Source organism: Kribbia dieselivorans NBRC 106261 (assembly GCF_001552435.1).
Classification (GTDB): domain Bacteria; phylum Actinomycetota; class Actinomycetes; order Actinomycetales; family Dermatophilaceae; genus Kribbia; species Kribbia dieselivorans.
Map to the genome: position 1 here is coordinate 1 of NZ_BCRE01000097.1, position 14,202 is coordinate 14,202.

A 14,202-nucleotide genomic window follows, 5' to 3' on the forward strand; every position below is an offset into this window, starting at 1 on the left:
GGCCGAGGTCGACGCGGCCATCACCGCGCTCGAGGCCGAACTGCACCGCGAGTCGGCCGACACGCCGACCGCGGAGATCCCGGCGCTGGCCGACCAGCCGGTCATGACTCGCGCGCAGGTCCACGGCACCCGCCGCCAGTCCAGCCTGATCACCAAGGCGCTCCTGCTCGTGGCCGGTCTGGTCATCGCGTGGATCGCCGTCGGCGCGGCCGCGGTCATCGCCGGCCCGGCGGCCGCCGCAGGCTACATCGTGCTCACCCTGACCACCATCGCGGTCGCCGTGGGTCGCCCGCGCCACGAGGGTCGTCACGCCCGCGGGTACGTCGCGCGCCACAGCCGCTGACGCTGCGCGTCACACCCCCGAGCACGCCACACCCGCTGGGTCACACACGAGCCGCGTCTCACCCCGAGCCGCGTCACACCCCGAGCCAGGCCAACACCGCCAGCACCCGCCGGTTGTCATCGGCGGAGACCGGTAGGTCGAGTTTGGCGAAGATCGACGCCGAATGCTTGGTCACGGCCTTCTCCGTGATCGTCAACGCCTCGGCGACCGCCGCATTCGACCGCCCCTCGGCCATCAGGGCCAGCACCTCACGCTCCCGAGGCGAGAGCCGCTCAAGCGGCCCGCCGCCGCGCTGAGCGGCCAGCACCGACGACACGACCTCCGGGTCGAGGGCGGTGCCGCCACCGGCGACGGTCCGCACGGCGGTGATGAACGCGCTGACATCGCCGACGCGATCCTTGAGCAGGTAGCCGATGCCACCCTGCCCGGAGGCGAGCAGCTCCGCGGCGTAGAGGTGCTCGACGAACTGCGACAGCACGAGAATCGGCTGGCCGGGGCGGGTCGCACGCGCCGCGATCGCCGCCCGCAACCCCTCATCGGTGAAGGTCGGCGGCAGGCGCACGTCGACCACGGCGACATCGACGTCATCACGGGCCAGGGCGGAGTCGAGCATGGGCGCGTTGTCGACGGCCTCGACGACCTCGAAGTCGAAGGCCTGCAGGATGCGGGTCAGCCCGTCCCTGAGGAGGGCGTTGTCCTCGGCGACGACGACGCGCACGGTACCTCCACGGAAACGACGGTGGGCCCGCCTTCCGGGCTCCTGACCGTCAGTCTGCCGTCCAGCACCGCGAGCCGGCGAGCCACCCCACCGAGCCCGGTCCCGGCATCGAGGCGTGCGCCGCCGCGCCCGTCGTCACCGATCTCCCCCACGATGGCCTCACCGTGCCGCTCCAGCCGCACCCACGCCCGGGAGGCGCCGGCGTGCTTGACCACGTTCGCCAACGCCTCTCCGATCGTGAAGTACAGGGTCGACTCGACCGGCGCAGGCAGCCGGCCACCGACCTCGATCTGCGTCGTGACCGGCAGCGGCAGGTCCACGGCGAGCGCGTCGACGGCCGGCCCCAGACCGCGATCGGCCAGCACCGGCGGCACGACCCCGCGCACGATGCCGCGGATCTCGCGCAACGCCGTCGCCGTGCCGTCCTTCGCCTCCGCGAGCAGGCGTTTGGCCACCTCCGGGTCGCGGTCGACCATCTCCTGCGCCAGGCCGAGCGTCATTGTCAGCGACGCCAGCCGCGCCTGTGCCCCGTCGTGCAGGTCGCGTTCGAGGCGCCGCAGCTGCGCGGCCGAGGTGTCGACCTGCTCGTCGCGCGCGGCCGTCACCTCGTCGATCCGCCGATGCAGCGCCTCGACATCGTCGCCGGAGAGCACCGCCCGATCGAGGTTCATCCGGGCCGTGACGAGCGGCACCACACTGGTGGCGGCCAGCACGACCAGCCCGGCGGCCACGAGCAGGCTCACCGCGAGATCGACCGCCGAGGAGGTCCACGGCGCTCCGAAGACGTCGTTCCAGAACGGCAGCTCAGGCGTCCACGCCGCGGAGACGGCGATGACCGTGATGGCGAATGCGATGAACACGAACGGGAGCGCGGTGAGCAGCCACCCGATCGAGGCGGCGATGAGCAGGCCGGCGAAGTCCTGCCAGCGCGCCGGGTCCGCGAGCGACGCGCGCACCACGCCGAGGCCGCGCGGCGACGGCGCGTAGTGCGACGGCACGTGCCGCAACAGACCACGCGCGGCGAGGTAGCGCAACGCGCGGGCCAGCCGTTCGGTCAGGGGCACCATGAGCATGACCAGCGGCAGCCCGACCAGCACCGGCGAGAGTGCCAAACCGGTGAAGTACAGCGACCACACGAACGCGGCCGGAACGCCCAGCACGGTGTAGACGCACGCGTACCCCAACGCCCCCCAGCGGGTCATGGCGTGGTGTTCCACCGGTGCCTCCTTCGGGTCGGTCGAGCGGAGCGTCGCTTGATGCCTTCGATTCTGTCGCGCCCGCGGTGTCGATGGCAGGGGGCCTAGGCCCCCGATCGTTCGGGTGTTGACCCTCCTGTGCGCGCACTCCCTCGTCGCGAGGGTGGTGATGGGCGCGAACGTCGCGGCCACACAACTCCGGAGGGACACCATGACACTGACCAGCGCGCCGACCAGGTCGGGACCATCGCCGACGACGCCGCCGCCACTCCCCCACAGTCACACGGTGCTCCGCCGCATCGTTGGCCTGAGCGTCGCCCACCCGTGGAAGGCCATCGCGACCTGGTTCGCCATCGTCGCGGCCTGCGTGGTCGCCGGCACGGCCATGCCGACGAAGCTCGTCACGGCCGACGACTACACCCGAGGCACGGATTTCGCGCGCGCCGAGGCCCTGCAGAAGGAGGCCGGGTTCATCACCGGAGCGCCTACCGAGATGGTCCTCATCACGGGCGCCGGCGATGCAGGCGGAGCGTCGCAGCCCACCTCGGCGATGCGCGCGGCGGCGGCCGATGTCGCCCGGGCCGCGTCACGCGCATCCGGCGTGACCGACGTGGCACCGCCGATCTGGTCCCCGACGACCGGCGCCGGTCTGGTGACGATCTCGCTGGCCACACCGCCCGAGGGGGAGCAGCCCGACGTTGCGCCGTTGCAGGCCACCGTGGCGCGGCTGGCGGCGCAGCACCCGGAGGTGACGATCCGGCAGGCCGGTGACACCTCGGTCAACGCCGCAATCAACGCGCGGGTCGCCGATGACATGGCCGCGGCCGAGCGCACCACCCTCCCGGTGACTCTGATCATCATGCTCGTCGTGTTCGGCGCGCTCGTCGCGGCCGGTCTGCCGGTGCTCGTGGCCGGCACGTCGGTGGCCGCCGGCCTGGGCCTGGCCGGACCGCTCTCGCAGATCATGCCGCTGGAGCCGAGTGCCCTGAACCTCATCCTCGTGCTCGGCATGGCCGTCGGCGTCGACTACTCGCTGTTCTACCTCAAGCGCGAGCGCGAGGAGCGTCGTCGCGGGCGCAGCGCCAGGGACGCCGTCCTCATCGCCGCGCAGACCTCCGGGCACTCGATCATCGTGTCCGGCCTGGCCGTCGCGCTGTCGCTGACCGGGCTGGCGATCATGGGCGATGTCACCTTCATGTCGCTGGCCATGAGCGCCGTGTCGATCGTCGTCATCGCGGTGCTCGGGTCGTTGATCTTCCTGCCGGCGCTGCTGACCGTGCTGGGCCGGTGGGTGGACTGGCCGCGCCTGCCGTGGCGTCGTGGCGCGCGGACCGCAGACTCGGCCGATCGCCCCTCCGCCTTGGGTCGCGGGGTCGCCGCCGTGACCCGGCGCCCGCTGATCTCGCTCGTGCTCGGACTGTCGGTCGTCGCCGCGCTGATCGTGCCCGCGTTCGGGTTGAAGACCGAGATGACCGGACTGAATGCCCTGCCCCAGGACATCCCCGAGGTCGCGGCCTACAGTGCGACGATCGCCGCGTTCCCCGCGCAGGGTGAGCGGGTCGACGTCGTCGCCCGGACCGGGTCGGCATCGCGGGCCGAGGTGAACGCTGCCCTGACCTCGGTGGCCGGCGTCGGCGTCTGGACCTTGGACGGTCGGCCGACGTGGTCGAGCGACGGGTCGATCGTCAGCGCCACGTTGACCGCGCCGCCGGGAGCGCCGCAGACCGAGATCGAACAGGGCGTCACGGCGCTCCGCGGAGTCGTCGGGCCGCGCCTGGAGCAGGCCGGCATCGAGGAGTGGGCGGTCGGGGGCAGTGCGTCGCTGTCCGCGCAGGCCACCGAGCGGTACAGCGAGCGGCGCCCGTGGGTGATCGCGGCGGTGTTGCTGACGACGGCCATCATGGTGATGTTTGCGTTCCGGAGTCCCGTACTCGGGCTCGTCACGACCGTGCTCAATCTCCTCTCGACGTCGATGGCGTTCGGCGTGCTCGCCCTGGTGTTCCAGAGCGACTGGGGCGCCGACCTGCTCGGCTTCACCAACACCGGGGCGGTGACGAACTGGGTGCCGGTCTTCCTCTTCGCCATCCTCGTCGGGCTGTCGATGGACTACCACGTCTTCGTGCTCAGCCGCATCAAGGAGAACATCGACGCGGGCATGCCCACCCGGGCGGCGATCGCCGACGGCATCGGCCGCACCGCCGGAGTCGTGACCAGCGCCGCGATCGTCATGGTCGCCGTGTTTGCCGTGTTCGTCGGGATGTCGCTGGTGCAGACGCAGGCGATCGGCGTCGGTCTCGCCACCGCGATCCTCATCGATGCCACGCTCGTGCGGCTCGTGCTGCTGCCCTCGATCCTGGCGTTGCTCGGGCGGGCCGCGTGGTGGCCGGGGACGGGCCGGGGCGGGCGGCGCGGCGTCAGGTCCTCGGCGTCAACAGGATCAGCAGCGCGCGTGTCCGGTTGAGTTCGGCGAACTGACCCTGCTCCTCGAGCGCGGTCAGGGCGTGCTCCAACTCGACCCGCCCCGCCGCCGCTGCCCCGGTGAAGGCCAACGCCTCACCGAGGTAGCGGCGGCGGTAGGCGTCGTCGGCCGGGTCGAGAGCGACCCCGACGTGCGGGCGGAGCATCGTGCGGGCCTCGTTGTAGCGCCCGGTGCGGATCCCGGCGTAGCCGACCGTCACCGACGCCTTCGCGCGGTCGAGCGGGTCGGCCAAGAGGGGCAGGGCCCGCTGCGCCTCGGCCCAGAACTGGTCGGCCTCCTCGACGCGGTCGGCGCGGTGCAGGGCGACGGTCAGTTCGGCCAGGCACACCACGGCGTCGAGCACGAGCGGGCCGGCGTCGGCGTAGATCGCGATCGCGCGGAGGAGTGCGTCCTGGGCGTCGAGGAGGATGCCGGCCTCGACCGCCTCGGTGCCCGAGAGGGTCCACGCCGCGGCGGCGAGGTCGAGGTGGCCCTCCTCCTCGCGGGTCAGGGCCAGGAGGCGGGCCATCTGAGCGGCCGCCGCGTGGTCACCGATGGCCAGTTCGGCGCGGAGCCGGTGTTCGAGGGTGCCTGTCGCCTCGGCCCACATGCGGTGGTGGACGAACCCGTCGTAGGCCAGCCGCAGCGGTTCGCGGGCCGCTGTCGGGTTGTGTTCGCGCAACGCGATCTGCCCCTGGAGCGCCCAGGCGGTGAGGAGTTGGCTCTCGTGCCTGCGGCGGTTACGGGGGTTGTCGCGGGTGGTGATGACCCGCTGCGCCAGCGTCGCGGCCTCGGCGACGTGCCCGTTCGCGAGCAGCACGTGGGCCCGGTTCACCTGCGCGGCGCAATGCTCGGCCTCGAGCCAGGATTCCGCCCGGGTCACCAGCTCGCGACTGAGGTGCTCCGCATCGGCGAACCGGCCTTCGGCCAGGGCGTGCTGGGTCTGCTGGACCCCGGTGCGGAGCTCGACGCGATACATCGCGAACAGTGTCGCCTACGGGCGAGGGTGCTGCGTCACGGGTCCAGGTTCAGTCGTGGGCGAACGGCCCGACAGCCGGAGCGTCGTGGCGTGGGTCGGCTGCTAGCGTCGCCTCATGCAGACCCAGGACTCCGGTACGACCGACGCGGCGCTGCCGAACGACACTCCGCTCGCGGTCGAGATCGTGCGCAACGACGAGCGTTCGCGTTACGAGGCCCGACGCGGCGACGAGGTTCTTGGGTTCTCCGAGTACAGCCGGCGCCCGGGTGTCATCGATTTCTGTGGGACATTCGTCGAGCCGGAATACGAAGGCCACGGCATCGCGTCGCAGCTCGCGCGGTACTCCCTCGACGAGGTGCGTGAGCGTGGCACCGAGCAGGTCATTCCGTCGTGCTGGTACTACGCCGGCTGGATCGAGCGGCACCCCGACTACGCGGACCTGTTGGGCCCGGCCGCCTCTGGCTCCTCCGCCGCCGACGCCTGAACCCCGGTCGCGCCCACCAGACTGGGCGCGGTCTCCCTCGCGCGCAGCCACGGCAGCACCGCCAGCGCCGAGATGACCCCGGTGACGGCAAATGCCGCGGCCCACCCGGCCTGGTCGGCGACGATGCCGATGAGGATCGGCCCGCCGATCGCGCCGGCATCGCTGGCCATCTGGAATGTCGCGAGCACCTTGCCGCCGGACCGGTCGCGCCCGACGATGTCCCCGACCGCGGCCTGCTGAGCCGGGTTGATCAGACCCGAGCCCACCCCGGCCACGAACGACAGGGCGAACAGGACGGTCAGGTCGCGGCTGAACCCCATCAGCCCCATCCCGACCGCGGACACGACGAGACCGATGAGGACGAGCGGGCGCCGCCCCATGGTGTCGGCCAGTCGCCCGGCGAACTGCAGCGCCGCCGCCGTGCCGACCGCGGAGACCGCCAGTGCCGCGCCGGCCACCCACGGGGCATGCCAGAGGTGGTCGGCGAACTGCGGGAGGATGGCGATGCGCACGCCGAAGTTGGACCACCCGTTGGCCAGGGACGACGCGAGGGCCGCGCGGTACGTCGGGTGCGACCACCCCTCGGAGACCGCCATCGGCGGCAGGGCGGGCGCGTCCGCGGCGGGGCGCAACGACGCTCCGGTCAGGAAGATGCCGACCACGAGCGCGGCGATGCCCAGCGTGAGGGCGTAGATGAGGAACGGCGCGCGCATGCCGAATCGGGCGAGCACGCCGCCGAGCAACGGGCCGACCATGCCGCCGATGAGGAAGGCGCTGCCGTAGGCCGACGAGACCCGCCCGCGCACTTCGGACGGTGCCAGCCGCACGAGCAGGGCCATGGCCGAGACGGTGAACATCGTCGAGCCGATGCCGCCCAGTCCGCGGAAGAGCAGCAGTTGCCAGTACGACCCGGCGAAGGCCGTCGCCACGGAGGACAGGGCGACGATGATCAGGCCCGTGAGGTAGACCGGGCGTTCCCCGAGTCGCCCGACGAGCGCTCCTCCGGCCGGTGCGAAGATCAACCGGAAGAAGGCGAAGGTCGAGACGATGACCGAGGCCGCGGCGACCCCGACGTCGAACGAGCGGGCGTAGGCCGGCAGCACCGGTGAGATCAGGCCGTAGCCGAGGGCGATGACGAAGGCGGCGGCTACGAGAACCCAGATCTCGCGAGGGATCGCCGTGCGGCTGGGGGTGGTGGTCACGAGCGCCAGTGTTCCTCAAGGACGTCGAACGACCCGTCCAGGCAGTCGTTGAGCGGAGTCTCGGGCTCGTACCAATAGCGGAGCATCGCACCGCGGACTGCGCCGATCGCCGCGCCGACGATGATCGTGGGCAGCGGGTCGGGCGCGGGCCGGTCCATGCGGGCGCGCATGGCCTTGACCGCAGCCTGTTCGTGGCGGTGGTTCTTGCCGAGGAGCACGGGCAGCAGTTCCGGGTTGGAGTCGAAGAGGGTGCGCCGGGCCACCCAGGCCGCACGGTCCTCCTCGAGGGCGGCCAGCATGACCCGGAACGTCTCGCGCAGTGAGGTCAGCGGCGGCTCGTCGGCCGGGCGGCCCAGGAGCGACTCCTCGATGATGGCCGGCGTGTCCGGATCGGAGCCGAGGAGGGCGGCCTCCTTGGTGGCGAAGTAGTTGAAGAACGTGCGGGCCGAGACCCCGGCCCGAGCGGCCATCTCCTCCACCGTGACGGCGGCGACATCGCCGCGTTCGACGGCCAGCTCGATGGCGGCGCGGTGCAGATCGGCACGGGTCTGCCGCTTCTTGCGTTCCCTCAGACCACAGTCATCGTTGGACGTCATGTCGGCAATCATACATCGAGTGCACGTTTGCAGTATCCGCAGGTTTTCAGACATGCAAGTTTACAGGGAGTGCAGAATCGTTCTACCCTGTCCGGCATGACCACCGCTCCCCCCGCCGCCGAATGGAGGCTTGGCCGTAACGGTCAACGTGTCTTCATCGGTCTCATGCTCGGCATGTTCGTCGCCTCGATCAGTCAGACGATCGTCGGCCCGGCCATGCCTCGAATCGTCGCCGAACTCGGCGGCATGTCGCACTACTCGTGGCTGGCGACCGCCTCGATGCTCACCATGGCGGTCAGCGTGCCGATCATCGGCAAGCTCTCCGACCTCTACGGGCGTCGGCCCTTCTACATCGGCGGTCTGATCATCTTCATGACCGGCTCGATCATCTCCGGGTTCAGCCAGTCGTTCTGGATGCTCGTGTTCGGCCGGGCCGTGCAGGGTCTGGGCATGGGCGCGCTCATGCCGCTGAGCCAGACGATCATCGGTGACATCGTGCCGCCGCGTCAGCGTGGCAAATACCAGGGTCTGATGGGCGCCGTCTTCGGGGTCACCTCGGTCGCGGGGCCGCTGGCCGGTGGGTTCATCACCGACCACTGGGGCTGGCGTTGGCTGTTCTTCGTCTCGATCCCGGTCGGCCTGGTCGCGGTGTTCTTCATGGCCCGGTTCCTCCACCTCGAGCACACCCCGCGCAAGGCGAAGATCGACTTCGCCGGCATCGGCCTGTTGACGGTCTCCCTCGTCAGCCTGCTGCTGGCGACCTCGCTGGGCGGTACCTCGTACGCCTGGAGCTCGCCGACGATCCTCACCCTCTTCGCGGTCGGAGCGGTGCTCATGCTCGCGTTCATCTGGGTCGAGACCAAGGTCGAGGAGCCGGTGATCCCGCTGCGTCTCTTCCGCAGCTCGATCTTCACCTTCGCGAACATCGCCAACTTCGCCGTCGCGATCCTGATGTTCGGCGCGATCTTCTACATCCCGGTCTTTGCGCAGGGCGTGCTCGGGGTCGACGCGACCAACTCCGGTCTGATCCTCATGCCGCTCATGCTGGGCATGATCGTCCTGGGCATCGTGACGGGCATGCTCGTCACCCGCACCGGCCGGTACAAGGAGTTCATGGTCATCGGCGTGGTGTTCATGGGCCTGGGTTACTGGATGCTCACCCGCCTGGACCACACGTCGTCCTCCACCGATCTGACGCTGGCCATGGTCATGCTCGGCATCGGTTTGGGTCTGGCGATGCAGCAGTACCTGCTCGTCGTCCAGAACAACGCCACCCGCGCCGACCTGGGCGTCGCCACCGCGGCGAGCCAGTTCTTCCGCAGCGTCGGTTCGACCGTCGGTGTGGCGATCTTCGGCACGGTGATGACGACGAACCTCGGCAGCCACATCGCCTCGCACCTGCCGGCGGGCGCGGCTGCTGCGGGCAGCCAGCTCGATGCCGGATCGGTGCTCGACCCGACCGCGTTGGCCGCGCTGCCTCCGGCGGTCGCCGACGCCGTGCGGCAGGGCCTGGCCGAGTCGCTGCACGACACCTTCATGGTCGGTCTGCCGGTCGCCCTGGCGGCGTTGATCGCGACCTTGCTCATCAAGGTCATTCCGCTGCGCGACACCGTGCACACCGCCGAGGATTCCGGTCGCGAGATCGTCGACAGCCTGGGCCAGTCGTCCAACTCCGGTGAGCTCGTGCCGGCCCTCGGTCGGGACAGCGAGCACGTCCGCACGCACGAGCGGATCATCGGGCTCCAGCTGGGGCTGTTGGCCCGGTCGGCGACCCGTGCGGATCGCCCGCTGCTGGCCAAGGCCGTGACCGACCTCGGTGACGGCGATCTGGACCGCGGGGTGGCGCTGCTCGAACGCACCGCCCGCATGCTCGCGACGGAGGACGACGCGGCCGCGGCCGACGCGGAGAAGTTCGCCGCCGAGGTGGCTGCCAAGGGTGAACGTCCCGGCGGCGTGCTCAGCGACGATCTGCGCAAGGAGCTCGCCACCCTGGCGGCCAACGCCGACCGCGACAGCGTGCTCGGCGGCGTCGAACCGGCCGTGACCCAGCGCTACGAGAGCGTCGACATCACCACGTTGGCGCAGGTCGGCAGTGACCTCGCCGCGGCGCTCCTGGTCGATGTCGAGCAATCGCGACTGGCCTCCTTGGCCGCCGACCGGGCCTGACCGGGCGAAGCTCCGGGCCTGACCTGGCCCGGGGCTTCGGCCGGCGCCACCGCGATGCCGAGCCCACCGCGCTCCTGAGATACTGAAACCATGCCCGATACCCCCTTGGTGCGGGAGGACGCGGCCGCACGGGCGTCGTCTCGCCGGAATCTGGTGAAGTTCGCGTGGCTGTCCATCGCCGCCGCGATCATCACGATCACCCTCAAGACGATCGCCTGGCGCACGACCGGCTCCGTCGGTCTGCTCTCCGACGCGGCCGAGTCGGTCGTCAACCTCGTCGCGGCCGTGGCAGTGCTCATCGCGCTGATCGTCTCCTCGCGCCCGGCCGACAAGAACCACCACTACGGGCACGCCAAGGCGGAGTACTTCTCCGCGGCCGTCGAGGGCCAGATGATCTTCATCGCCGCGGTGGTCATCATCTACACGGCGATCGAGCGACTGCTCAACCCGGCGCCGCTGGAGAACGTCGGTATCGGTCTGGGCATCTCGGTGCTTGCCTCGGTGGTCAACGGCCTCGTCGCGATGGTCCTGCTCCGGGCCGCCCGCAAGTACCGATCCATCACGCTGCGCGCCGACGGCCAGCACCTGATGACCGACGTGTGGACCTCGGCGGGTGTCGTCGCCGGCGTCGCGCTGGTGTGGCTGACCGGGATCGAGCGCCTCGACCCGATCATCGCTCTGGCGGTGGGTGTCAACATCATCATCACCGGCGGAAAGCTGTTCATCGAGTCGGTCAACGGCCTCATGGACATCTCGATGTCCAAGGAGGACAACGCCGCCGTCGCCGAGGTGCTCAGCGAGTTCGTCTCGGAGAACGTGCACTTCCACGCCCTACGCACCCGCGTCTCCGGGCACGCACGGTTCGGGCAGGTGCACGTCCTCGTGCCGGGCCACTGGACGGTCCAACACGCCCACGACCTGGTCGAGGACATCGAGGCGGCCGTGCGGGCGCGCTTCGACGACTTCTATCTCGTCTGCCACGTCGAGCCGGCCGAGGACCCCAAGTCCTATGAGGACATCGGCATCGGCGGCTACCCCGTCCCCGCCCACCACGAACTGGTGCGCGCCCGGGCGCAGGGCCCGAGCCAACTCAAGGCCTGACCCGCCGAGGGCGACCCGTGTGGGGCGACCCGTGTAGGGCGACCCGTGTAGGGCGACCCGACCCGCACTCTGGCACGCAGCCCCGGCGTCGTACTGGCCGCCTGTCGTCGATATGCACGCCCGGCCGCCGACCGACCGGGGGCCAGGCCTGCATAACGACGCCAACCGGGCACATCGACGACAGGTGGGTGCGCGGGGGTTCGGGCAGCAGGCAGCGGGCACAAGGGGCAGCGGGCAGCGGGCAGCGGGCATCGCGGGCATCGGGCAGCGGGCAGCGGGCAGCGGGCCACACCAGCGCGCACGCTGGCGGAGTCTCGTGGGCCAGGGTCTCGCGCGGACACCCCTGCGATCGGCACCCACCCCAACCCGACAGCGATCCCCCCGGCGTCGCACTGGCCGCCTGTCGTCAATAGGCACGCTTGGCCAACGACCGACCGGGGGCCAGGCCTGCACAACGACGCCAACCGGGCACAACGACGCCAACCGGGCACAACGACGACGGGTGGGTGCGCGGGGTCCGGGCAGCAGGCAGCGGACACCGGTCATCGTGGGCATCGGGCTCCGCAGGTCAGTCCTCCATCAGCGCCGCAGCCACCGTCGCACCCAGTTCCCAGCACGCCTCGCGCACCTCGCGGGTGACCTCGCCGCGGCACTGCACGTCGGCACTCGCGCGCACCAGGCCCATCCCGGTGGCACACTGCTCCACCGCGCGCAGCGCCCCGGCGAGGTCCTGATTGCCGTGCACGAACACCCCGTACGGCCGGCCCTGCGTCGCCTCCCGACAGGGGTAATAGACCGTGTCGAAGAAATGCTTCAGCGCCCCCGACATGTACCCGATGTTGGCCGGCGTGCCGAAGAGGTACCCGTCGGCGCCGAGCACGTCCACCGCGCCGGCCGTCAACGCCGGCCGCAGCACCACGTCAACCCCCTCGATGCCCTCGGCCCGGGTCCCCTCCCGCACGGCCTCGAGCATCGCTTCGGTCCCCGGCGACGTGGTGTGGTGCACCACCAGCAGCGTCCGGCTCATGCGCTCCTCCGTCATGTCTGGCCACCCTGCCACAGCCCGCCGTTCCGGAGCCGCCGACCACCCGATGGGGACCGCTCCCCACCCCGCTGACCAGCGCCGATGAAGTTTGCCCACCGACGTCAATGCGACGCGCCGTGATTCGACCGTTACAGTGCACGGGGCGGCGAACCGAGCCGTTCGCCGTTCAGGACACGGTCGGCACAGCCGACCACGCACACCGCACCACACGCCACATCACCCGGGGGAAGGTCACCATGAGCCAGACGACTGAGTCGGCGGAGACGACGCGACGCAGCCGCCAGAACGGGCAAGCCGGCGCCAACGGCGAGCAGAAGCCGACGAACGAACCGACCCCGGCCAAGCTCCGCCGTCGCCCCGCCCTGATCGCCCTGAGCGTGCTGCTCATCGCCCTCGGCGCCCTGCTGGCCGCGTGGCTGGTCAGCCAACTCGTCTCCGGGCAGAGCGTCGTGGCCATCCGCAACGACATCCCCCGCGGCACCCAGATCCACGCCGAGGACCTCGCCGAGGCCCGCATGAGCAGCGACGACCAGATCTCCGCCCTGCCGTGGAGCCGACGCAACGAGATCATCGGCAAGTACGCCGACATCGACTTCCGCAAGGGCGGCATCGTCAGCGGCGGCACCGTGACCGAGCAGGCCGTTCCCTCGGGCAACGACTCGCTCGTCGGTCTCGTGCTGCCCGACGGACGCCGCCCCTCCACCGAACTGCGGGTCGGTGACCAGGTCCGCGTGATCCAGGCCGGCGAGGCGGTCAACCCCGACGTCGCGCGCCGCAACCCGATCAAGGCCACCGTCGCCGCGGTCAGCGCCACCGAGGGCAACTCCGGCAACCTCGTCGACGTGCTCATCACCAACGACCAGGACGCGCAGACCGTGGCCCGCTGGGCCGGCAGCAACGCCGTGGCCGTCACGCGCGAACCGGTCGAGGCCAAGTAATGGCCCTGATCACGCTGTTCTCCGCAGCCGGCGCCCCCGGCACCACGGTCACGGCCCTCGGTCTGGCGCTGGCCTGGCCGCGGCCGGTCGTGCTCGTCGATGCCGACGCCACCGGCGCCTCGACGATCATGGCCGGATTCCTGCGCGGCCAGACCGCCTACGACCGCGGTCTGCTCGACCTGGCCATGGCCGCGCGCGTGGGCACGCTGAACACCGCCATCGCGACGACGACCCTGACCCTGCCGGGCAGCACGGTCGAGTTCCTGCCCGGCATCCGCGGGCATCAGCAGGCCCCGTCGGTGGCGGGCCTGTGGGAGCCCCTCTCCGGCGTGCTGCGATCACTCGAGCAGCAGGGCACCGACGTCATCGTCGACTGCGGCCGGCTGAGCACCGTGGGCGCGCCGCTGCCGCTGGTCCGGGCCAGCGACCTCGCCCTGCTGTGCACCCGCACGACTCTTCCCGACATTGCCGGAGCGCGGTCGTGGGCCCGATCCCTGGTCGACGAGTTCGCCGACATGGGCGCCGCCGATCGCTTCGGCCTCGCCCTGGTGGACGAGGGAAACCCCTACACCGCCCGCGAGATCCGCAAGGCGCTCGGCGCGCCCACCTTCCTGTCCCTGCCCTGGGATCCGCAGGCCGCCGGGGTCTACCACCACGCCGCCGAGCGCCGTGGCAAGTTGTCCGCCTCGAAGTTGGGTCGCGCCCTGACGGCCGGCGCCAACTCGCTCGTGCAGGACATCGCCCGCAACCGCGCCAAGCTCGGCACCAACCTCTCCCAGGAGGGACGCCAGCATGTCTAGGAACCGCACGCCGCAGCCCGAGCCGCAGGAGAACCGCCTCGACGACCTGCCGCTGTTCAATACCGAACCGCCGGCCACCGCCCGCCCCGACGTATCGCAGCGGATCGCCGCTGGGGCCGGTTCGCAGCCCCACACGGCCTACACGACGGCCGCCTCCTACGCGACGCGCCCGAGCC

General features: G+C 71.1%; 14 protein-coding genes. 8 read left to right on the forward strand and 6 right to left on the reverse strand.

The genetic code is table 11. From position 1 onward, the window contains the following. The coding region (locus tag KD1_RS16830; RefSeq protein ID WP_169795368.1) for a hypothetical protein at positions 1-343 on the forward strand (343 nt) is incomplete at its 5' end. A gap of 73 nt (positions 344-416) precedes the next feature. Here the strand turns inward: KD1_RS16830 and KD1_RS08885 are convergent. Both KD1_RS08885 and KD1_RS16560 read right to left on the reverse strand, forming a co-directional pair. Next, positions 417-1,061, reverse strand: a complete 645-nt coding sequence (locus KD1_RS08885; protein WP_068400679.1) for a LuxR C-terminal-related transcriptional regulator — start codon at positions 1,059-1,061, stop codon at positions 417-419. Beyond that, a complete protein-coding gene (locus KD1_RS16560; protein ID WP_068400683.1) occupies positions 1,013-2,278 on the reverse strand; it encodes a sensor histidine kinase in 1,266 nt (421 codons plus the stop codon). Before KD1_RS16560 ends, KD1_RS08885 begins: the two co-directional genes overlap by 49 nt. A gap of 265 nt (positions 2,279-2,543) precedes the next feature. Here KD1_RS16560 and KD1_RS08895 point away from each other — a divergent pair, with 265 nt between their 5' ends. Continuing rightward, positions 2,544-4,718 (forward strand): MMPL family transporter, encoded by a 2,175-nt coding sequence (locus KD1_RS08895; RefSeq protein ID WP_068400686.1) that lies wholly within the window; start codon positions 2,544-2,546, stop codon positions 4,716-4,718. Here the strand turns inward: KD1_RS08895 and KD1_RS08900 are convergent. Beyond that, positions 4,672-5,694: a tetratricopeptide repeat protein gene (locus KD1_RS08900; protein ID WP_068400688.1), complete on the reverse strand. Its 1,023-nt coding sequence runs from the start codon at positions 5,692-5,694 to the stop codon at positions 4,672-4,674. The two genes, KD1_RS08895 and KD1_RS08900, sit on opposite strands and share 47 nt — an antisense overlap. A gap of 115 nt (positions 5,695-5,809) precedes the next feature. On the opposite strand from KD1_RS08900, the gene KD1_RS08905 reads away from it, so the two are divergent. Next, positions 5,810-6,178, forward strand: a complete 369-nt coding sequence (locus tag KD1_RS08905) for a GNAT family N-acetyltransferase (protein WP_068400690.1) — start codon at positions 5,810-5,812, stop codon at positions 6,176-6,178. Here KD1_RS08905 and KD1_RS08910 read toward each other — a convergent pair. Both KD1_RS08910 and KD1_RS08915 read right to left on the reverse strand, forming a co-directional pair. Then, the gene (locus KD1_RS08910; protein ID WP_083542310.1) at positions 6,124-7,380 is read right to left on the reverse strand and encodes an MFS transporter; all 1,257 of its coding nucleotides are present in this window, start codon (positions 7,378-7,380) and stop codon (positions 6,124-6,126) included. The genes KD1_RS08905 and KD1_RS08910 overlap by 55 nt on opposite strands. Continuing rightward, entirely contained in the window at positions 7,377-7,976 is a 600-nt protein-coding gene (locus KD1_RS08915) for a TetR/AcrR family transcriptional regulator (RefSeq protein ID WP_169795369.1), read from the reverse strand. Before KD1_RS08915 ends, KD1_RS08910 begins: the two co-directional genes overlap by 4 nt. A 96-nt stretch (positions 7,977-8,072) precedes the next feature. Between KD1_RS08915 and KD1_RS08920 the strand changes: the two genes are divergently transcribed. Both KD1_RS08920 and KD1_RS08925 read left to right on the forward strand, forming a co-directional pair. Continuing rightward, positions 8,073-10,142 carry an MDR family MFS transporter gene (locus KD1_RS08920; RefSeq protein WP_068400695.1) on the forward strand — a complete coding sequence of 690 codons (2,070 nt, stop codon included), beginning with the start codon at positions 8,073-8,075 and terminating at the stop codon, positions 10,140-10,142. Between the two features lie 90 nt (positions 10,143-10,232). After that, on the forward strand, positions 10,233-11,243 hold the full coding sequence (locus KD1_RS08925; protein WP_068400698.1) for a cation diffusion facilitator family transporter: 1,011 nt from the start codon (positions 10,233-10,235) through the stop codon (positions 11,241-11,243). Positions 11,244-11,811: 568 nt separating this feature from the next. Here KD1_RS08925 and KD1_RS08930 read toward each other — a convergent pair. Continuing rightward, the gene (locus KD1_RS08930) at positions 11,812-12,285 is read right to left on the reverse strand and encodes a flavodoxin family protein (RefSeq protein ID WP_157073255.1); all 474 of its coding nucleotides are present in this window, start codon (positions 12,283-12,285) and stop codon (positions 11,812-11,814) included. A 239-nt stretch (positions 12,286-12,524) separates the two neighbouring features. Here KD1_RS08930 and KD1_RS08935 point away from each other — a divergent pair, with 239 nt between their 5' ends. From KD1_RS08935 to KD1_RS16565, 3 genes are all read left to right on the forward strand, one after another. Further along, on the forward strand, positions 12,525-13,226 hold the full coding sequence (locus KD1_RS08935; protein WP_169795370.1) for an SAF domain-containing protein: 702 nt from the start codon (positions 12,525-12,527) through the stop codon (positions 13,224-13,226). Next, the gene (locus tag KD1_RS08940; protein ID WP_068400704.1) at positions 13,226-14,026 is read left to right on the forward strand and encodes a CpaE/TadZ family protein; all 801 of its coding nucleotides are present in this window, start codon (positions 13,226-13,228) and stop codon (positions 14,024-14,026) included. The genes KD1_RS08935 and KD1_RS08940 overlap by 1 nt, the downstream gene beginning before the upstream one ends. Next, on the forward strand, positions 14,019-14,202 hold a 184-nt coding region (locus KD1_RS16565), incomplete at its 3' end, for a hypothetical protein (protein WP_157073256.1). The genes KD1_RS08940 and KD1_RS16565, both read left to right, overlap by 8 nt.